Consider the following 21,378-nt stretch of genomic DNA (forward strand, 5'->3'; position numbering starts at 1 on the left):
TTTAAGTAACGAATAATTTATTATTAATATAATTAAAACCCCAATATGTGTCATAACATATTGGGGTTTTTGTGCTTTTATGGACGACTATTTTTCAATTTCAGGAAGAATAGGTTTATTAATTAGTTGGATATTATCTTTTAACTCTTTTTTTGCCGCAGCTTGTGCGTTAACTTCTTCATTGAGGCCTTTATAGGTGGAATAACACATAATTAGCATCATGATGGATAACGGTACAGCCATGGCGACCAGTGCAGATTGCAAACCGGATAATCCGCCGGTCATAATTAGTACGATCGCGATTGCTGCAATAATGATACCCCAAATGGTTTTAGTGACATGAGATGGATTTGGGTTCCCATTTTCACTGACCATTCCCAGTACAAATACCGCCGAGTTAGCTGATGTGATAAAGAAAATCAGTACCAAGGCAATAGCTAAGACACTAATAAATGTCGATGCAGGGAAATAATCTAAGAACTTAAACAGTGCAGATGTGACATCGGTTTTTACAGCATCAGCCAGTGCTGTTTGGCCTAGATTTTGAATAAGATGGATTGCTGACCCACCCATGACTGCAAACCAAGCAAAAGCACTTAATACAGGAATAAATACTGCGCTAATCATAAATTCTTTGATTGTTCTTCCTTTCGATATACGAGCCACAAAGCTGCCAACTAGCGGTGCCCATGCTATCCACCAACCAAAGTAAAACAGTGTCCAGTTAGCAATCCAAGTACCGTCATTATAGGGTTCAGTACGAAATGACATACTGACAAAATTTTGGACGTAATCACCAATACCTTGGAATAAAACTTTTAAGATAGTTTGGGTTGGGCCAGATAGAAAGATAAATGCCATCAATCCTAGAGCAAGTATGATATTTAAGTTTGATAGGTGTTTTATTGCCCCTTGTAGCCCGGAAATTGTCGAAGCAACATAAACAACAGTAATGATAGCAATCAAACCAATTTGTACATAAATACTAATGGGCAATCCCCATAAGTAATTCATACCACTGTTAACTTGTAGTGTACCAAAGCCTAATGATGTGGCGATACCAATAACGACCGATAACATCACCAATATATTGATCCATTTCCCGACAGAGCCGTAGATCCGATCCCCAATTAAGGGATAGAAAACAGAACTAAGTGACGACGGGAGCTTTTTCCTAAATTGGAAATAGCCCAAAGCCACACCGACGAGTGCATAACACGCCCATGCGGAAACCCCCCAGTGTAGATAGACATATTGCATGGCTGCTTTGGCCGACTGTTCTGTTGAACCTTGACCAACTGGTGGGCTGATATAATAGGAAACAGGCTCTGCCACTCCCCAGAACATCAAACTGATACCAATTGAGGCACTGAATAACATCGCAATCCAAGTGACTGTGCTGTATTCCGGCTTATCATTGTCATCACCAAGACGTATGTGACCAAATTTGGAAAATCCAAGAAACATACAAAAGCTGAAAAAGATAAAAACGGAACCTAGGATAAACCAACCTAGATTGTTATAGATAAAACTTAAGGCGGAATTTGAAAAAGCTTCCAGTTTATCAGGAATAAATGCCCCAAAACTGATTAACGCCAGACTAAAGGCTAGCGACACGTAAAATACGGATTTTTTGTGATTCATCATACCTCTTCTCCAGTTGCTCACTTATTTTTTTCTTTTATGAGAGTTGGCTTGCAGGGAATACTCGTTTTGTTTTTAAGGGTACTTTTTTGTTAAATGCTACTTTTGGTTTACAGAGAATAGCCATGCAAAGATTACGTAGTCAACAAGTAATTAACTAATTATTAACAGTTAAAATAATTACAATCTATGTAATGCATTGTTATTTATTAAATAAATCTTTTTGACTAAATTTTTATCAATATTTCATTTGATCATTAATGCGATCTGCATTAACATTCCTGAAAAACGTGTTAACTATAAGTTTACATAAGTGAGGGCAATTATGAGCAATGCAGCTAAAGTCATTTCGATTAATGATCACCTTGATATTGATAACGCATGGACAATCCCTGCTCGTTATTACACGTCTAATGATGTTTTTGAGTATGAAAAAGAAAAAATATTTGCTAATTCATGGGTTTGTGTCGCTCATGTTAGTGAGGTAAAAGAAAAAAATTCGTATATCACTCGTGAGCTCATTGGCGAAAGCCTCGTGATTGTTCGTGGTCGTGATGATGTATTGCGTGGTTTTTATAATGTCTGCCCGCACCGTGGACACCAGTTGATCAGCGGTGAAAGTGGTAAAGTCAAAAATGTGATTACTTGCCCTTACCATGCGTGGGCATTCAAGTTAGATGGTCAACTAGCACATGCGACCAATTGTGAGAATGTGAACAATTTTGAAGCAGATGCAATGTCATTGAGTAGCTTCCATGTTATTGAACATGCAGGGTTTATCTATGTAAATATGACAGTTGGTGAACCACAACCTATTGAAGAGCAGCTTCCAGGCTTAGCCGAAAAAATGCAAGAAGCTTGTGGAGTCATTAGCGATTTAAAATTGGCAGCGCGTTTTGTTAGCCATACTCCTGCTAATTGGAAAACTATCGTTGATAACTATATTGAATGTTATCACTGCCCAACCAATCATGTGAGTTTCGCCAGTTCCGTGGATGTCAACGTATACGAACACCAATTATTGGATAATTGGACTGTTCAAATTGGCAAGGCAAAACCCTCTGAATCCTCCTATCAGTTTGATGAATCTGTTTTAGACCCACGTTTCTTCGGTTTTTGGATTTGGCCAAGCACCATGTTCAATATGCCTCCAGGCGGGGATTTCATGACGGTAATTTATGAGTTTCCAGTGAACGCAGGGGAAACCTTGCAGCACTATGATATTTATTTCCTCAATGAAGAACTGACTGAATATCAGAAAAACTTAGTTGAATGGTATCGTACCGTATTCCGCCCAGAAGATCTGCGCTTGGTAGAAAGTGTACAAAAAGGATTACGCTCACGGGGTTATCGTGGCCAAGGCCGCATTATGGCAGATAGGCAACGTAGCGGGATCAGCGAGCACGGCGTTGCCCATTTCCATAAAATCGTCGCTGGTGCGCACACTGAGTAATCATGTTATTTATTATAAAAATAAAAGGAGAAGTCACAAATGCATCATTTAACTCACCCTGCACTATTTCGTCAGTTATGTTACATCAATGGGCAATGGGTTGATTCAGATAAAAAAATCCCTGTGACTAATCCTGTTGACCAATCTGTGCTGGGAACAATTCCCAGCCTGTCTGCAACACAAGTGGATGAGGCGATTGAATATGCTCATTCTGCAATGGAAGGTTGGAGTAAGCTGACTGCTAAAGCGCGTTCTATCATTCTACGCCGCTGGTTTGAGCTGATTGAAGCCCATGTTGATGATCTTGGGCGTTTAATGACGCTCGAGCAAGGTAAGCCACTGAATGAGGCAAAAGGTGAAATTCGCTATGCGGCTTCTTTTATCGAATGGTTTGCGGAGGAGGGGAAACGTGTTTATGGGGAAACCATCCCTCAAACGGTGGGAAGTAACCGTCTTTCGACAATCAAGCAGCCGATCGGCGTTTGTAGTGCGATTACGCCATGGAATTTTCCCGCAGCGATGATCACTCGTAAAGCGGCTCCAGCACTGGCTGCGGGTTGTAGTATTATCATCAAGCCAGCGACTGAAACGCCTTTTACGGCACTTGCCCTCGCTCAGTTGGCTGATGAAGCGGGCATTCCCGCAGGGATATTCAATATCATTACTGGGGACTCTCGTGTTCTAGGCGAACGTCTAACTAAACATGAGCTTATTAGTAAGTTTTCATTCACCGGTTCAACGCAAGTTGGCCGAGTATTGTCTGAGCAGTGTGCATCGACAATTAAAAAAACATCACTCGAACTGGGGGGAAATGCGCCTTTTATTGTTTTTGATGATGCAGATATTGATAAAGCGGTAAAAAGTGCGGTGCAAGCGAAGTTTCGTAATGGCGGGCAAACCTGTGTTTGTGTGAACCGTTTTTATCTTCAAGATACTATTTTCGATGAATTTCAGACCAAGTTCGTTGCAGAAGTCGCCAAATTGCAAGTCGGTAATGGCCTTAAAGCGGGAATTGATATTGGGCCTATGATAACGACACGTGCTATTGATGGTATGAATGAGCTATTACAGGATGCACTAGCGAAAGGTGCACGCCAATTAACCTTAGGTAATGAAGTAGCGGAGTATGGCAATTTCTTTAATCCAAAAGTCCTTGTTGATGTTGATGACTCAATGAAGATTGTTCATGAGGAAATTTTTGGCCCCATTGCAACATTGATTCGTTTTAGTGATGAAAATGAAGTGATTACTCGCGCCAATAATACGATTTATGGCTTAGCGGCTTATTTCTTTTCTCGTGATGTGAGTCGTGTATATCGTGTAGCTGAAAAACTACAAAGTGGCATGGTCGGTATCAATACAGGCTTAATTTCTAATGAAGTTGCTCCCTTTGGTGGAGTGAAACAATCAGGTTTAGGAAAAGAAGGCTCTCGATATGGTATTGAGGATTATTTAAGTACTAAGTATCTGTGTTTAGATATTGAATGATGAGAGGGGCACTGTGATGAACCAACAAAAAATTGCAGTCAATGTCAGTCGAATTGAGCAAATTAGCCCAAATATTAAAATGTTCGAGTTTGTTGCACAAGAGGGCACGCTAATGCCTTTTAGCGCAGGCAGTCACATTACCGTTCATATGGGCGAGCAGGCTGGTTTGCAACGTGCATATTCGTTAATCAGCGACCCGCAGCAGTGTGGCAGTTATTGTATTTCTGTCTTGCGTGATGAAAACTCGAAAGGCGGTTCTGCATTTATGCATGAGCAGCTATCGCCAGGGGATAGCTTGTATCTGTCCCCAGCACAGAATTTTTTCTCGTTAGCACCGGATAACCAATGTAAGCATATTTTGATCGCCGGTGGGATTGGGATCACGCCTTTTCTCTCTTATCTCTATGAATTAGAAGAAAATGGAATGGATTTTGAACTTCATTACTGTTTTCGTGATAGTACAACGGCGGCATTTCTTGAACATTTACAACAGCGTATTGGCTCGCGTTTATTTCTTTATGACGGTAGCCAAGGGCAGCGAATGTCTGTCGAACAGTTAGTTAAAGCACAAGGAAGTAATAGCCATCTGTATGTATGTGGCCCTCAATCATTAATTAATGAGGTGATTGAAAAGGGTCATCAGCACCTGGGTGAATCACAGGTTCATTTTGAAAATTTTGGCGAAGTTGCCAGCGAAGGGGATTCATTTGAAGTCTATTTCCAACGCTCAGGCTTTAGTTTGGAAGTCGGTAAAGATGAGTCTATTTTGCAGGTAATCGAAGCAGATAAGCGCATTAACGTGGAATGTTTATGCCGTAATGGGGTTTGTGGAACCTGCGAAACGGCAATACTTGAGGGAGAGGCTGATCATCGTGACCACTACCTCGATGATGATGAAAAAGCTGAGCAGAAAACGATGATGTTGTGCGTTTCGCGAGCTAAATCTAAACGATTAGTCCTTGATTTATAATCAAAGTTGCCCCGCTTAGGCCATAAGTGGGGCAAAATACCTGTTTTAAATATCTTTTAATTCAAACATTAAAAAAGGCTGTTTTTCATCATTAAAGTGTTGATAAGCCGTAATTTGCTTGTCTTGAAATACGATTTGACCACGCCCTGTACGAAATACTTCATCTAACCATGGCTTATGGTTGATCACTAATTGATATAATAAACGTTGTAGTTCAAGGTAATCTATTTCAGTCGATTGATTGTGTAAGTTGCTGGCTAATATTTCTCCTGCTTTATCTGTAAATACGACTAAATGATTGAAATGAGATAATAATACATCAAAATAGCATTTGATTTTACGTAGGCGTAGTTCGGTATTCTTACGTTCGGTGTTGTCTAAACTGATCCCAACCAGCTTTGTCACTTTGCCATTAGGGCCTCTGACTCCTGTTGCTCGGGATGTGATCCAACGGTAATCGCCTTCCCAGTTAATTTTAAAATCCATTTCATGGGCACCGCCTTCACGAATAATTTTGGAATATCCATTAACCAATTTTTCTTTGGAGTCATGGCTCATTAAAGCCCAGAAATCTTCATTACTGGTGATTTTGATACCATAAACGGCTTCAACGTTGTCCGAGTAGTTCAATTCCCCAGTTAATAAGTCCCACTCCCAAGTCACGATATCTGCGGATTCTTGAAGATGGACTTCGTTGATGTTGCGCATGACGCCTGAATTGCTAACAGTGACTTGGTTATTGGTATACTCACCGTATTTCAACCATATCTTGTCGACATCCAATAACGTGGCGAGCTTTTCAAGATTATCTTCATCAATCATGCCGCCTTTCGTCCATTTGTTAACCGCCGTTCGGGAAACACCAAGGGCTTCAGCGGCTTTTAATTGACTCATTTTTTTCTGTTTTAGCAATTTCAACAAACGTTCTTTGAATGTCTCTGTTTCTGTCATCAATTCATGTTTACCTTATAACTTATGGAGTTAACTAAAAACCATGTGATAAGTGAGTAGCAAGGTATTGCTCTAGATTTTCGATAAAGACTCTAAGATTAGCACTCGTTCGGAGACTTCTCGAATATACAGCATAAACATCTGCAGTTTGATGCCATTGCGGTAACACTCGTACTAATTGGCCTGACTGTAACTCAGGCTGCACACTCCATTGGGAGCGCAATAGGATCCCTTCACCACTTAAGCACCATTGCTTGGCGACTTCACCATTATTGACGGTTAATTTGCTATTGGGAGTGACCGTCATACTTTCTTGCTGGTATTCAAGCTTCCATACTGCGGGGGCTTGGTTACGTTCTTTAATCGCAATACAAAAGTGCTTTTGTTCCAGTTCTTGTGGGTATTTTGGGTAGCCGTGTGTTGCTAAGTAGGTTGGAGAAGCGCACAGAATACGCTGGTTCCGTGCAATTCGCCTAGCAATAAATTGCTCAGCTATCGTACCGCCAATACAGATATCAACGTCAATGTTTTCACTAATAATATCGACAGACTTATCGGTCAAAGTGAGATCAATGCCTAATAAAGGATGACTCCCCCGTAATGTGAGTATAAACGGGTTAATATAAGTACTGCCAAACCCTGTGCTACAACTGATACGTAGATTGCCGCGGATCTCTTCGCGACAGGCGTTGAGTTGTTGTTGCATCTGTTCCAATTCAGCTAGCATCACTTCACTGCTACGTAAAATAATTTGCCCTTCGTGAGTCAGCTTAATTGAGCGAGCCGTTCTAAAAAATAAAGTTTGTCCTAAATTTTCTTCTAGCAACTTAATGCGTTTAGAAACATAAGCTGGGGATACCAACAGCTGTGATGCAGCTTGAGAGAAACTCATCAAACGGGCAACCGTGACAAAAACGCGGATATCCTCTAACGAAGGAAGCTTGTTCATAGTTTGTAAACCTAAGGATTACACTTCATATCTATACTTTATCACAGCAACCCCTAAACTGGAGAACAAACAGACATAATTCATTTATCAGAGGTTTTCACAATGTCACAATTTAACATAGCGGTTATTCCTGGTGATGGTATTGGTACCGAAGTGATCCCTGAAGGATTAAAAGTATTAGCAGCGGCAGCCAATAAACACAATGTAAAACTTAACTTTACCCATTTTGATTGGTCGTGTGAAACCTATCACCGTACAGGGCGTATGATGCCTGAAGATGGTTTAGAACAATTAAAGAAATTTGATGCGATTTTCCTCGGTGCGGTAGGGTTCCCTGGTGTTCCTGATCATATTTCATTATGGGGGCTGCTATTACCCATCCGCCGCGCTTTTAACCAATATGTTAACTTACGCCCTGTACGCTTATTTGATGGCATTAAATGCCCATTAGCAGACAAAAAACCGGGAGATATTGATTTTTATGTCGTGCGTGAAAACGTTGAGGGGGAATACTCTGCGATTGGCGGCATTCAGTACGAAGGTACGGATGAAGAAATGGTACTGCAACAAAGCGTTTTTACCCGTAAAGGTACCGACCGTATCTTAAAATATGCTTTCGATTTGGCGCAGTCACGTGAGAAAAAACATTTAAGTTCAGCGACGAAATCCAATGGGCTATTTCATTCAATGCCTTATTGGGATAGCCGTGTAGCCGAAATGGCGAAGCAATACCCAGATATCAAAGTTGACCAATTTCATATTGATATCTTTGCTGCAAACTTAGTGAGAATGCCAGAGTTCTACGATGTGATTGTAGGGTCAAATCTATTTGGCGATATTTTGTCTGATTTAGGGCCTGCTTGTACGGGAACTATTGCGATTGCGCCATCGGCCAATATTAACCCAGAAAAACAATTCCCATCGATGTTTGAGCCTGTTCACGGGTCAGCACCTGATATCGCAGGACAAAATATTGCCAACCCGATTGGTACGATTTGGGCAGCCGCCATGATGATGCAGCATTTGGGATGTCCCGAGATGCATGATTCTATCATGTCCGCAGTAGAAACAGCGATTAAACAACGTCAACATTTGACTCGCGATATGGGAGGCAATGCTAGTACACAGGCGCTAGGGGATGAAATTACCCGTTTAGTCAGTGCCTAAAGGCGGTATTTATTGAGCCAATTTAGTGAGCCATCGGGGGACTGTTTTGCCTGTTCCTCGATGCTTTGATTGTTAATACCCCCAAGATCTGCGAAAATATCCGCCAATTTTGATTAACAAGACGGATTTGCGACGCCAAGAGCCACATTGAGCCTCTTCGAATGCTTATACAAATCTGTATATAAACGAAAAGAACGGTTAAATGACAGATCAGAACTTTCTCCATGAAGTTAGCACACGCAGAACGTTTGCTATCATATCCCACCCCGATGCGGGTAAAACCACAATCACTGAAAAAGTGTTATTGTTCGGGCATGCTATTCAACGTGCAGGTACGGTAAAAGGCCGTGGCTCTAATCAACACGCTAAATCTGACTGGATGGAAATGGAAAAGCAGCGTGGTATTTCGATTACTACCTCTGTCATGCAGTTTCCTTATAATGATTGTCTTGTTAACTTACTGGATACCCCAGGGCACGAAGACTTCTCCGAAGATACTTACCGTACATTAACGGCGGTTGACTGCTGCTTGATGGTGATTGACTCCGGTAAAGGGGTTGAAGACCGGACACGTAAGCTGATGGAAGTTACCCGTCTACGTGATACTCCAATCTTAACTTTCATGAATAAATTGGACCGTGATATTCGTGATCCAATGGAATTAATGGATGAAGTGGAAAATGAGCTGAAAATTGCTTGTTGTCCAATCACATGGCCTATCGGTTGCGGTAAACTATTCAAGGGTGTTTATCATTTATTACGTGATGAAACAATCCTATACCAAACAGGCCAAGGGCATACGATTCAAGAAGTCCGTATAATTAAAGGGTTAAACAACCCCGATCTCGATGCCGCTGTTGGTGAGGAACTAGCCGCGCAGTTACGCGATGAGCTGGAATTGGTTCAAGGGGCATCCCATGAATTTGACCATGATGCATTTTTGCAGGGTGAATTAACCCCTGTCTTTTTCGGCACTGCATTAGGTAACTTTGGTGTTGACCATATGTTAGATGGCTTAGTTGAATGGGCTCCACAGCCGCAGCCACGCCAAACAGATTTACGCCAAGTGAATGCGACAGAAGAAAAATTCACCGGTTTCGTATTTAAAATTCAAGCGAATATGGACCCGAAACACCGTGACCGCGTTGCATTTATGCGTATTGTTTCAGGTACTTATGAAAAAGGCATGAAACTACGCCAAGTGCGTATCAAAAAAGATGTGGTTATTTCTGATGCTTTAACCTTTATGGCGGGGGATCGCTCTCAGGTCGAAAACGCCTATGCAGGGGACATCATTGGGTTACATAACCATGGTACGATTCAAATCGGTGATACCTTCACACAAGGTGAAGAGCTCAAATTTACGGGTATTCCTAACTTTGCCCCTGAATTATTCCGCCGTATTCGCTTACGTGATCCGCTAAAACAAAAACAACTGTTAAAAGGCCTCGTTCAGTTATCTGAAGAGGGTGCAGTACAGGTGTTCCGCCCGTTAACTAACAATGATTTAATTGTTGGTGCGGTAGGTGTGCTGCAGTTTGACGTGGTGGTTTCACGTTTAAAAAGCGAATATAACGTTGAAGCTATTTATGAAGCCGTTAACGTTTCTACTGCGCGTTGGGTTGAGTGTGATGATGCGAAGAAATTCGAAGAGTTTAAACGCAAAAATGAGCAAAACTTAGCCCTTGATGGTGGCGACAACTTGTCTTATATCGCACCGACTATGGTGAATTTGAACCTGACTAGTGAACGTTACCCTGACGTTAAATTCCGCAAAACACGCGAACACTAATTGTGTTTATGACCCACGACTAGCATAGTTAGTGGGTCATCTTATTTCGAACTTCATTTAAAGCAACTTTCCCTGTTTTTTTATGCTTATCATCAAGAATATTCTGTCTTTATCACCTTTCTCTTTATTTTTTATGTTTTTTTACTTAGGCTATATTATTCGTTGTCCATTGCAGTGAAAGGAAGGTTTTTATGAAAAAAGCAAAACTATTGAGTTTGTTAGGAGTTATTGGGTTGAGCTGGGCGCTCGCGGCTTGTAGCTCATCATCAGATAGCGCTTTGAAAAAACAAGCCTCAGAAACCTGGGACAGTGCATCTAAGACCGTTGAAATGGCAGGTAAAGATACTGGGAATGCCATTTCGAGTGGCGCTAAAAACACCGGTGACTACATTGATGACTCCGCGATTACGGCGGATGTAAAAGGAAAATTACTGGGTACGAAAGGTATTTCGAGTAACAGCGTATCAGTAAAAACAGTCAATGGTGTTGTTTACTTATCAGGCTTTGTTAAATCAGCCGATCAAATTGATAAAATTACCCAAGTGGCATCGCAAGTCAATGGGGTAAAATCAGTACAAAATGGTTTAGTCATCGCTAACTAATCAGTAAATAAATGTCTCAATAGCTCATATTGCTGAATATTTATTGTACAATGCGGATAGAATGGGCTTTCAAAGGGAAGCTCATTCTGTTTTTGAGCTATTTAAAGTGAACTTCTGTCATTCAGAGGCATTATGGGAAAACACGTTTCAGTTACACTCGGCACGATTGAGCCGCTTGCATTCTTTGATAATATCAACTCGGGAAAAACTGCCCTGATTTGTGAAGGTGGCGGTCAACGAGGAATTTTTACTGCGGGTGTACTGGATGAGTTTCTTATCTCTGATTTCAACCCTTTTGACCTGATGATAGGCACTTCAGCTGGGGCTCAAAATCTTTCTGCGTATATTTGTGGGCAAGCAGGTTATGCACGCCGTGTGATCACGCGTTATACGACTAATTCGGCATTTTTCAATCCACTGCGCTTTATCCGCGGCGGTCATCTGATTGATTTAGATTGGCTCGTCGACACCACAGCAAAAGAATTCCCATTACGTATACAAGCAGGGCTCGATTTATTAAATTCAGGCCGTGAATTCTATATGGGAGCAAGCCGCAGTGATGATTTTTCCGCTGCTTTTCTAAAGCCTGACGCAGACAACTGGCTCGATATTATTCGTGCATCCAGCGCTATTCCGGGCTTTTATCGTGAAGGTGTCGAATTTGATGGCACGCTTTACCAAGATGGTGGCATTAGTGCTGCTATCCCAGTTGAAGAGGCATACCGCCGCGGTGCAGAGACTATTGTGGTGATCCGTACCGTTCCTTCCCAAATGTATTTTACCCCTGAATGGGTGAAAAGAATGACTCGGTGGCTGGAAGGGGATAAAAATGGCCTACAACGTATGGCCGCGATGCTAAAAGTTCATCTGAAAAGCTACCGTAGAACACAAGAATTTATTGAAAACCCACCAAAAGATGTACAGGTCTTTGAGATTTATCCACCTGTTCCACTGAAAAGTAGTGCGCTGGGTAGTAAGGTATCTTCGCTTAATCAAGATTACCATACGGGGCGCCGGTGTGGTCGCTATTTTATTGCAGCGCTGGGTGATGCCTTTGACCACAACACAAATCGCTTTAGCCATACTTTGGCACAGAAAATTGAGTCTAACCCATTAGATATTCAGCTTGAGCCACAAGTACCGAATGAGCTCATTCCTGAATTGGCGGCGGAGCCTGTTACCTCAATGCCTTTGGCCGCAATATCCGCAAATGAAAATCGTGATGGCTAAACGTCAATTTATTGATACTCATTGTCATTTTGATTTCCCACCTTTTAGTGATTCCTTCACTGAAAGTTTGCAGCTTGCTCAACAAAGTGGGGTGAGTGATATTATCATTCCTACAGTGAGTATGGATAATTTTGCACGAGTTTGGCAACTGGCACAGCAGTACCCGCAGTTGCATGCCGCTATGGGGTTTCATCCGTTATATTTGAGTCAGTTTCAAGAGCAACATATTGATATATTGACTGATTATCTAGCTAAAAAGAATAAAAAGTGTGTGGCGATAGGAGAGATTGGGCTTGACCTCTATATGCAAAACCCGCAATTTGAGAGCCAGCAAGTGGTGTTGTCCGCACAATTAAAGTTAGCGAAACAGTTTGATTTACCAGTTATTTTACATTCACGTAAAAGCCATGACCCATTAGCTGTGATGCTACGTCGTTTTGATGTCCCAGCTCGTGGCGTTGTGCATGGTTTTGCCGGCAGTCTATCTCAAGCCCAAGCCTTTGTTAAACTTGGCTATTATATTGGTGTTGGTGGCACAATTACTTATGACAGAACGAATAAAACTCGCCATGTGATGTCGCAACTCCCTTTGACTTCATTATTATTCGAAACGGATGCCCCTGATATGCCAGTTTCAGGTTTTCAAGGCGAACCAAATCGTCCTGAACGTATTGAGTGGGTTTTTCGTTCATTATGTGAGCTTCGCCACGAATCCCCCGCAGAAATAGCCCAACAACTTTACAACAATAGTTTGTCGTTATTTAATCTCACCAAGTAAAACCGCATACAGAATCATAAATAATATTTATATAATTTCACTAATTGGCTATTAAAATCTATTCGGTTTTTATTGTGCTTAATTGGGACTTTAGTGCCTTTCCAGATTAAACTGAATGGATTTTGTGACTTTTGTCACATTATGTGAATTTTTGTTGTTTATTGCAGTCTGTATTTGTGATGAGTATTGCGGGTTATTGGTGATGACTAGGTATAATCATCAAATTAAGAGTCAAGGTGACTTACACGTTTCCTTATATATCAACCTAAAATAAAGTGAACAGGGATCCTTCCATGCAGCTCATTATGAGTATTATCGGAATGGCGGTACTTATCGCGATAGCTATTCTATTTTCCAGCAATCGCCGAGCAATTAGACTACGCACAGTTGGCGGCGCATTTTTAATTCAATTAGCCATTGGTGCATTTGTTCTTTATGTTCCAGCGGGGCGTAGTGTGCTCCAAGGGATGTCTGACGCGGTTTCTAAAGTTATTGGATATGGTCAAGATGGGATGAGCTTCATCTTTGGCGGCCTTGTTTCCGATAAAATGTTTGAACTGTTTGGTGGCGGTGGCTTTATTTTCGCTTTCCGCGTTTTACCAATTATTGTTTTCTTCTCATCATTAATTGCTGTCCTTTATTATTTAGGGATCATGCAGTTAGTGATTAAAGTTCTTGGTGGTGGTCTGCAAAAAATATTGGGAACCTCAAGAACAGAATCGTTATCTGCAACAGCAAATATCTTTGTTGGGCAAACGGAAGCACCATTGGTTGTTCGCCCTTATATTGCAACAATGACGACATCAGAGCTGTTTGCCATTATGTGTGGTGGTTTAGCTTCTGTAGCAGGTTCAGTTTTAGCGGGCTACGCCCAAATGGGTGTACCAATGGAATACCTGATTGCTGCCTCCTTTATGGCCGCTCCAGGTGGTTTATTATTCGCCAAACTGATGGTTCCAGAAACAGAAGATGTAAAAGATAGGGTTGATGCGACAGATTTAGTCGCTGAAGATGAACGCCCTGCCAATATTATTGATGCGGCCGCTTCTGGTGCGTCATCAGGGATGCAACTAGCGCTGAACGTGGGGGCAATGTTATTGGCCTTTATTGCTTTGATTGCATTGATCAATGGCATCTTAGGTGGTATTGGTGGCTGGTTTGATTATCCACAATTATCACTGGAATTATTATTAGGTTGGTTATTCGCTCCGATTGCCTTCTTAATTGGTGTGCCGTGGAGTGAAGCGACAGTTGCTGGTTCTTTCATCGGTCAAAAAATTGTTGTGAACGAATTTGTTGCATTCATGAACTTCGGTGAATACATGAAAGCGGATGCTGAAGTACTGGCGGCAGGTAAACAAGTGCTTTCCGACCATACTAAAGCGATTATTTCGTTTGCATTATGTGGTTTTGCTAACCTTTCATCCGTCGCTATCTTACTCGGTGGTTTAGGCGGAATGGCGCCAAATCGCCGTGGTGATGTCGCTCGTTTAGGTATGAAAGCGGTTATGGCTGGTACCCTGTCTAACTTAATGAGTGCAACCATTGCTGGCTTTTTCTTGACGTTAGGCGCAGCAGCCGTGATTTAATTTATATTTGCTATCAGCTAATCCAATTAAACGGAAGGGGATTAATCCTTCCGTTTTCATTTTGATTCGTTATATTCTTTTATGACTTTTTATATCAATCGTAAATTTTCAACTATTCTTAACTTAGTCAATCAATGATAAAGAAAATATTGAAAAAGCCATTTGAGAGAAGAATTGATGGCGATAGATGGTATAATTTGATCTATATCACATTTTTTATTTTAATAATGTAACATTCAGTCGATTAATGTGATTTGTAGCACATAAAATGGCATCATTCCATGGTCAAATAGGCATTAGTAAGCTGCTATGGAACTGCTAGTTCTCAGAGTCTAGGACTCTAGGGCATGATGCGGTGAGAAGGATCTCAGCTGCTCAGTTCGGAAAGAATCCGACTAGCATCTTTAAGGAACCAAGCCCGCTCGCCAACAAAGAACGTGTCGTTCTGAAGAATTAACAACGTTGGAGAGTTATATGACTGATTTAAAAGCGGCCGCACAACGCGCGCTGTCACTTATGGATTTAACCACTTTAAATGATGACGATACTGATGCGAAAGTCATCGCACTGTGTCATCAGGCGAAAAGCCCAGCAGGCAATACCGCTGCAATCTGTATTTACCCTCGTTTTATTCCCATTGCACGTAAAACATTACGTGAGCAAGGCACTCCAGATGTGCGTATTGCAACGGTTACGAATTTCCCACACGGTAACGATGATATTGATATCGCATTAGCTGAAACCAAAGCAGCGATTGCTTACGGTGCGGATGAAGTTGATGTTGTTTTCCCTTATCGTGCGCTGATTGCGGGTAATGAACAAATTGGTTTTGATTTAGTGAAAGCCTGTAAAGAAGCTTGTGCGGCTGCGAATGTGTTGCTGAAAGTAATCATTGAGACAGGTGAGTTAAAAGATGCAGCACTAATCCGTAAGGCTTCTGAAATTTCAATTAAAGCGGGCGCTGATTTTATTAAAACCTCGACAGGTAAAGTACCTGTTAATGCAACATTAGAAAGCGCGGAAATCATGATGCAAGTGATCCGTGATATGGGCGTTGAAAAAACAGTCGGCTTTAAACCTGCTGGTGGTGTACGTACCGCAGAAGAAGCAGCAGAATACTTAGCGTTAGCGGGACGAATTTTAGGTGACAATTGGGCAGATAGCCGCCATTTCCGTTTTGGTGCTTCTAGCCTATTAGCAAATTTATTAAATACGCTAGGTTTTGACGTTAAAAAATCAAGCAGCAGTTATTAATTTTCGCAATATTGTTAGCCGATAAATTCGACTTTAAAGGAGAATATTGTGTTTCTGGCACAAGAAATTATCCGTAAAAAACGTGATGGTAAGCCATTAAGCGAAGAAGAAATTCGTTTCTTTATCAATGGTGTTCGCGATAACTCAGTTTCAGAAGGTCAAATTGCTGCATTGGCAATGACTATCTATTTTAATGATATGACCATGCCTGAGCGCGTTGCATTAACGTTAGCAATGCGTGATTCAGGAACCGTTCTGAACTGGAAATCACTCAACCTCAATGGCCCATTAGTTGATAAACACTCAACTGGCGGCGTGGGTGATGTGACTTCACTGATGCTTGGCCCTATGGTCGCTGCTTGTGGCGGTTATGTACCGATGATCTCAGGCCGTGGTTTAGGCCACACTGGTGGCACGTTAGACAAGCTTGAAGCGATCCCTAATTTCGATATCTTCCCGGATGACGTTCGTTTCCGCGACATTATCAAAGATGTCGGGGTGGCAATTATTGGGCAAACTAATTCATTAGCACCTGCTGATAAACGTTTCTATGCGACCCGTGATATTACAGCGACAGTGGATTCAATTCCGCTAATTACCGCTTCAATCTTAGGTAAAAAATTGGCTGAAGGCCTTGATGCTCTGGTGATGGACGTTAAAGTCGGCTCAGGCGCATTTATGCCAACTTATGAGAAGTCAGAAGAGTTGGCTGAGTCAATTGTGAAGGTCGCTAATGGGGCGGGTTGTAAAACTACGGCATTATTGACTGATATGAATGAAGTGCTAGCTTCCAGCGCAGGTAACGCAGTTGAAGTTCGTGAAGCGGTTCAATTCTTAACGGGTGAATACCGTAACCCACGTCTTTATGAAGTCACCATGGCGTTATGTGTAGAAATGCTGGTATCTGGTTCATTAGCAGCAAACCGCGAAGAAGCACGCCAAAAATTACAGGCAGTATTAGACAATGGTAAAGCGGCAGAAGTGTTTGGCCGTATGGTAGCAGCTCAAAAAGGGCCTGCTGATTTTGTTGAAAATTACAACAAATACCTGCCGACTGCGGTACTGAGCAAAGCCGTTTATGCACCAAAAGATGGCATTATCACGCAAATGGATACACGTGCGCTGGGAATGTCCGTAGTGACGTTAGGCGGTGGTCGCCGTAAAGCGACAGACCCAATTGATTATAGCGTTGGTTTGAGTGATATCGCTGCGTTAGGCGCCAAAGTGGATACCCAAACGCCACTGGCAATTATCCATGCAAATAGTGAAAAAGCGTGGGAAGAAGCGGCGAAAGAAGTGCGTGAAGCGATGGTGATTGGAGACAAATCTCCTGAAACAACACCAATGGTTTATCGCCAAATCAGCGAGTAATACAAATAGATTTTAGTGGTATATCGTTTTAAAAATACCGCAGGAGAAAAATATGAAACGCACATTTATTATGGTTTTGGATTCCTTTGGGATCGGTGCAGCACATGATGCACATAAATTTGGTGATGAAGGTTCCAATACATTGGGTCACATCGCAGATGCTTGCGCCCGTGGCGAAGCGGATATTGGTCGTAAAGGGCCTCTGCATTTACCTAATTTAACAAAATTAGGTTTAGGTAAAGCAGGAGAAGAATCAAGCGGTTCATTCCCTGCAGGTCTTGACCCTAATGCAGAAATTATTGGTGCGTATGGTTATGCGAGCGAAATTTCTTCAGGCAAAGATACGCCATCAGGCCACTGGGAAATCGCAGGTGTTCCTGTGTTATTCGATTGGGGATATTTTTCTGATGAAGAAAATAGTTTCCCTCAAGAGTTACTGGATACGTTAGTTGAGAAAGCGAATTTACCGGGTTACTTAGGTAACTGCCACTCATCAGGTACGGTTATTTTGGATCAACTGGGTGAAGAGCATATGAAAACCGGGAAACCGATTTTCTATACCTCAGCTGACTCCGTATTCCAAATCGCTTGTCACGAAGAAACTTATGGCTTAGACAAACTGTATGAGCTGTGTGAGATAGCGCGTGAAGAGTTAACCAAAGGCGGTTATAACATTGGCCGTGTTATCGCGCGTCCATTTGTTGGCGACAAAGCGGGTAACTTCACACGTACAGGTAACCGTCATGACTTAGCGGTAGAGCCACCAGCACCAACCGTATTGAAAAAATTAGTTGATGAAAAACAAGGTGAAGTTGTTTCTATCGGTAAAATTGCGGATATTTACGCTCATGTCGGTATCACCAAGAAAATTAAAGCCACTGGTATCGATGCGCTATTCGATGCAACGGTAGAAGAAATGAAACTAGCGGGCGACAACACCATCGTTTTCACTAACTTTGTGGACTTTGACTCTGCATACGGCCACCGCCGTGATGTGGCAGGTTATGCAGCAGCATTAGAGTTATTTGACCGTCGTTTACCAGAGCTGATGAAGCTGGTTAAAGAAGATGACATTCTGATCTTAACCGCAGACCACGGTTGTGACCCAACTTGGCCAGGTACAGACCATACCCGTGAGCACATCCCAGTGTTGATTTATGGTCCAAAAGTGAAACCAGGTTCATTAGGCCACCGTGAAACTTTTGCAGATATCGGCCAGACAGTCGCGAAATACTTTGATCTGTCGCCGATGGGTTATGGTAAACCAATGCTCTAACACCCATTACCCGTCATACTTTGAGCTGTAGCGGTGTTGGCTGCATAAAACCACCCTAATCACATACTGATGTATGCTCATAGGGATGATTTTCTTTGCCGCCTAGCTACAACTCAAATTATTTAGGGTAATGGCGGGGAATTAAAGGTAATGGGCAAGCTATTGAAGGGTAATCGGCTAACAGTAGTTCGTTGGCTGCGATTCAAATTGCTTAGGCCAGTAAGATACAGATTATTAATAATAAGGTGGGAAGCCACCTTATTCATTTGAAAATATTTAATCGTTTAAAGGGAAATAATCATGGCAACTCCACATATTAATGCAGAAATGGGTGATTTCGCTGATGTCGTTCTGATGCCAGGCGACCCATTACGTGCAAAATACATCGCTGAAACCTTCCTTCAGGATGTTCGCCAAGTCAATAATGTGCGTGGCATGTTAGGTTTTACAGGGACTTATAAAGGTCGTAAAATTTCTGTTATGGGTCACGGTATGGGGATCCCTTCATGCTCCATTTATGCGAAAGAACTGATCACTGATTTTGGTGTAAAAGTGATTATTCGTGTTGGTTCATGTGGCGCAGTAATGGATGACGTCAAATTGCGTGATGTTGTGATTGGTATGGGTGCTTGTACTGATTCACGTGTTAACCGTCAACGTTTTAAAGAAAATGATTTTGCAGCGATTGCAGACTATGACTTAGTCCATAATGCGGTTGAAGCGGCAAAAGCAAGAAACGTGAATGTGCGTGTGGGTAACTTGTTCTCAGCAGACCTATTTTACTCACCAGATCCTGATATGTTCAAAGTGATGGAAAAATACGGCATCCTAGGTGTTGAAATGGAAGCTGCGGGTATTTATGGTGTTGCCGCTGAGTTTGGTGCACGTGCATTAACGATTTGTACCGTTTCAGACCATATCAAAACTGGCGAACAAACAACGTCAGAAGAACGTCAAACCACGTTTAATGAGATGATTGAAATTGCACTGGACTCCGTGCTGTTAGGCGACAAATAGTCGTTAGACGTTTTCATTATGCGCTAAAATGCCACCTATTGTGTGGCATTTTTTTATCGCTATTTTTTGATCCTACTCATCATCACCGCATCAACATATTGCCCATCACGAAATGCATAATCTTTCATGCGGCCTTCTAGTTCAAAACCAAACTTTTCATACAGCCCGACGCCACTACCATTTGCGGCGAATACTTCTAGTTCTATGCGATGGACATTCAGCCAGTTGTCACAGTAATCCACCATCACTTGCATCAGTTGTGAGCCAATACCTTTGCCTTGGTGGGCTTCACTGACGGTAATACCGAAAGTCGCAACATGGCGACGGCGTATTTGGCTGGGTTGATGGATAACGAGTAACCCGACAACGACATCATCAATAGTGGCCACAAACTGTGTGACTAGCGGGTCATTAGTACTTAGGCGAGCTTCCCACGTATTTGTTGTTGGGTATGGCAGTTGTAAAGTATTCGCATACGCGGAATAGTCAGCGTGCATTTGGGTGATTGCAGGCACATCGTCCAGTGTTGCTCTGCGGATGGTTACGTTGTTCACATCGAGTCTCTTTATCGTTATTTATTATAAGAATATTAATCACATTAAAACGATGACCTGTCAATCGATAGTCATCAACGTCATGAAAGGCATTACAAATTGAGTGACTAAAAATAGACAAAATCGCTATCTGATATCACAACATAATAAATAGATATACGATTTTGGCTATATAGCGTTCAGTAATTTATTCAGAGGAATTATTATGCTTGAATCAATGGGTAGGAAAAACATTTTAGTTAGCTTAACAGCGAGCAAGGAGCATATAAAAAATGCCCCAAAAAAAATTAAAAAATATGTTACTAAGCAAATAAAAAATATTAAGCAGACTCGAACGTTATCGCCTATAAATCTAAGAGGAAAGAATAAAAATAATATTGATGAGATTAAATATGCAGAGGCCCCTCTTCACGGTGTATTGAAAGGTAGTAATCTACCCCAAGTTGGACTTGAAAGAAACGAATATAGAATAAGAGTCATTGAGAAGCCGGAATGGCCACCATTAATGGAAGCGATTGCCATTCCAAATGAAATGGAAAAAAGCTTCTATAGCTTATTGAAAAATAATAAAGTAGATGAGAGAGATGTTGATTTAATTAAAGAAATAATTAGCGAAATGAAAAAAATGAAATCATCGGATGACATTGTTATTAAACTTTATGATTTTTATGAGCTTTTTTTAGGTAAAGAATATGTTACAAATAAATTTATTGTTAACTATTTAGAAGAACCAATGGGGATAGCTAAAGATACGCAACGTACTAATTTAGAATCTTTTCCTCCGCTACCATCACAGGCAACTATAACAATACCAGAACCGATTGATGTTGCTGATGAGTTATATAAGGAATTAACTAAAACCATTTCTAAAATGAGTAGATTAAAGGATGTTCCCGATGAACTATTTATTCACTTTAAAGATAATATTTTAAAATTGAAGGAAAATGAGAAACCAGAGATATTTATTAAAAAACTAAATTCCCTATTCGAATATGGATTTGATATCTTATCACAGGCAACGTTAGGTAGAATTGAGAGTAATCTTGCTGATTATATAAAAATAGATACTGAAATAGTCAAGCCTATCCATATATTCGATGATATCAAAATGAAACCTAAAAGCTTACGGGAGCGATTATTAAATGCTATTGAATGGAAATTATTTTTCTTTATAAAAAAAGCAAAAGAAGTTTATTTAGAGATGAAAAAATTTTTTCGTTTTTGAATAGCAATAATGATAGTTCGGGATAGAAAAGCCAACAATATATTGTTGGCTTTCTAACCTTGATTTAG

At 41.3% G+C, this 21,378-nt stretch carries 18 protein-coding genes; 14 read left to right on the plus strand and 4 right to left on the minus strand.

All coding sequences use genetic code 11. The features are described from left to right. Positions 1 to 87 precede the first annotated feature (87 nt). Positions 88 to 1,647, minus strand: coding sequence for a BCCT family transporter (locus P3L44_RS02935; RefSeq protein WP_272661698.1), 1,560 nt, complete (start codon positions 1,645 to 1,647; stop codon positions 88 to 90). A 322-nt stretch (positions 1,648 to 1,969) separates the two neighbouring features. Between P3L44_RS02935 and P3L44_RS02940 the strand changes: the two genes are divergently transcribed. Genes P3L44_RS02940 through P3L44_RS02950 form a run of 3 tightly spaced genes read left to right on the plus strand, consistent with a single transcriptional unit; the run spans position 1,970 to position 5,555 of the window. Next, on the plus strand, positions 1,970 to 3,097 hold the full coding sequence (locus P3L44_RS02940; protein WP_196725612.1) for an aromatic ring-hydroxylating oxygenase subunit alpha: 1,128 nt from the start codon (positions 1,970 to 1,972) through the stop codon (positions 3,095 to 3,097). Positions 3,098 to 3,136: 39 nt separating this feature from the next. Further along, positions 3,137 to 4,585 (plus strand): NAD-dependent succinate-semialdehyde dehydrogenase, encoded by a 1,449-nt coding sequence (locus tag P3L44_RS02945; protein WP_272661697.1) that lies wholly within the window; start codon positions 3,137 to 3,139, stop codon positions 4,583 to 4,585. A 16-nt stretch (positions 4,586 to 4,601) separates the two neighbouring features. Continuing rightward, on the plus strand, positions 4,602 to 5,555 hold the full coding sequence (locus P3L44_RS02950) for a PDR/VanB family oxidoreductase (protein WP_272661696.1): 954 nt from the start codon (positions 4,602 to 4,604) through the stop codon (positions 5,553 to 5,555). A gap of 45 nt (positions 5,556 to 5,600) precedes the next feature. Here P3L44_RS02950 and P3L44_RS02955 read toward each other — a convergent pair whose 3' ends face one another. Both P3L44_RS02955 and P3L44_RS02960 read right to left on the minus strand, forming a co-directional pair. Beyond that, entirely contained in the window at positions 5,601 to 6,506 is a 906-nt protein-coding gene (locus tag P3L44_RS02955) for a helix-turn-helix domain-containing protein (RefSeq protein ID WP_004905746.1), read from the minus strand. A gap of 34 nt (positions 6,507 to 6,540) precedes the next feature. Further along, the gene (locus P3L44_RS02960; protein ID WP_004905744.1) at positions 6,541 to 7,455 is read right to left on the minus strand and encodes a LysR family transcriptional regulator; all 915 of its coding nucleotides are present in this window, start codon (positions 7,453 to 7,455) and stop codon (positions 6,541 to 6,543) included. 102 nt (positions 7,456 to 7,557) lie between these two features. On the opposite strand from P3L44_RS02960, the gene P3L44_RS02965 reads away from it, so the two are divergent. From P3L44_RS02965 to deoD, 10 genes are all read left to right on the plus strand, one after another. Next, the gene (locus tag P3L44_RS02965) at positions 7,558 to 8,622 is read left to right on the plus strand and encodes a tartrate dehydrogenase (protein ID WP_140172052.1); all 1,065 of its coding nucleotides are present in this window, start codon (positions 7,558 to 7,560) and stop codon (positions 8,620 to 8,622) included. Positions 8,623 to 8,824: 202 nt separating this feature from the next. Beyond that, positions 8,825 to 10,414 carry a peptide chain release factor 3 gene (prfC, locus tag P3L44_RS02970; protein WP_004914793.1) on the plus strand — a complete coding sequence of 530 codons (1,590 nt, stop codon included), beginning with the start codon at positions 8,825 to 8,827 and terminating at the stop codon, positions 10,412 to 10,414. Between the two features lie 191 nt (positions 10,415 to 10,605). Beyond that, the gene (locus P3L44_RS02975) at positions 10,606 to 11,016 is read left to right on the plus strand and encodes a BON domain-containing protein (protein ID WP_004905738.1); all 411 of its coding nucleotides are present in this window, start codon (positions 10,606 to 10,608) and stop codon (positions 11,014 to 11,016) included. A 132-nt stretch (positions 11,017 to 11,148) separates the two neighbouring features. Further along, positions 11,149 to 12,246, plus strand: a complete 1,098-nt coding sequence (locus P3L44_RS02980) for a patatin family protein (protein ID WP_004905737.1) — start codon at positions 11,149 to 11,151, stop codon at positions 12,244 to 12,246. Further along, entirely contained in the window at positions 12,239 to 13,024 is a 786-nt protein-coding gene (locus tag P3L44_RS02985; RefSeq protein WP_272661695.1) for a TatD family hydrolase, read from the plus strand. The genes P3L44_RS02980 and P3L44_RS02985 overlap by 8 nt, the downstream gene beginning before the upstream one ends. Before the next feature lie 305 nt (positions 13,025 to 13,329). Further along, positions 13,330 to 14,613, plus strand: coding sequence for a NupC/NupG family nucleoside CNT transporter (locus tag P3L44_RS02990; RefSeq protein ID WP_180359527.1), 1,284 nt, complete (start codon positions 13,330 to 13,332; stop codon positions 14,611 to 14,613). 474 nt (positions 14,614 to 15,087) lie between these two features. Then, positions 15,088 to 15,867 (plus strand): deoxyribose-phosphate aldolase, encoded by a 780-nt coding sequence (gene deoC, locus P3L44_RS02995; RefSeq protein WP_140172055.1) that lies wholly within the window; start codon positions 15,088 to 15,090, stop codon positions 15,865 to 15,867. Positions 15,868 to 15,915: 48 nt separating this feature from the next. After that, a complete protein-coding gene (deoA, locus tag P3L44_RS03000; RefSeq protein ID WP_004905729.1) occupies positions 15,916 to 17,238 on the plus strand; it encodes a thymidine phosphorylase in 1,323 nt (440 codons plus the stop codon). A 52-nt stretch (positions 17,239 to 17,290) separates the two neighbouring features. Next, on the plus strand, positions 17,291 to 18,514 hold the full coding sequence (deoB, locus tag P3L44_RS03005; protein WP_140172056.1) for a phosphopentomutase: 1,224 nt from the start codon (positions 17,291 to 17,293) through the stop codon (positions 18,512 to 18,514). Between the two features lie 300 nt (positions 18,515 to 18,814). Beyond that, positions 18,815 to 19,531: a purine-nucleoside phosphorylase gene (gene deoD / locus P3L44_RS03010; protein WP_004914779.1), complete on the plus strand. Its 717-nt coding sequence runs from the start codon at positions 18,815 to 18,817 to the stop codon at positions 19,529 to 19,531. Between the two features lie 59 nt (positions 19,532 to 19,590). Here deoD and P3L44_RS03015 read toward each other — a convergent pair whose 3' ends face one another. Next, positions 19,591 to 20,085 carry a GNAT family N-acetyltransferase gene (locus P3L44_RS03015; RefSeq protein ID WP_272661694.1) on the minus strand — a complete coding sequence of 165 codons (495 nt, stop codon included), beginning with the start codon at positions 20,083 to 20,085 and terminating at the stop codon, positions 19,591 to 19,593. A gap of 205 nt (positions 20,086 to 20,290) precedes the next feature. Here P3L44_RS03015 and P3L44_RS03020 point away from each other — a divergent pair, with 205 nt between their 5' ends. Beyond that, on the plus strand, positions 20,291 to 21,310 hold the full coding sequence (locus P3L44_RS03020) for a hypothetical protein (RefSeq protein WP_004914771.1): 1,020 nt from the start codon (positions 20,291 to 20,293) through the stop codon (positions 21,308 to 21,310). The last annotated feature ends 68 nt before the right edge of the window (positions 21,311 to 21,378 follow it).

Source organism: Providencia sp. PROV175 (assembly GCF_032707045.1).
GTDB classification, from domain to species: domain Bacteria; phylum Pseudomonadota; class Gammaproteobacteria; order Enterobacterales; family Enterobacteriaceae; genus Providencia; species Providencia hangzhouensis.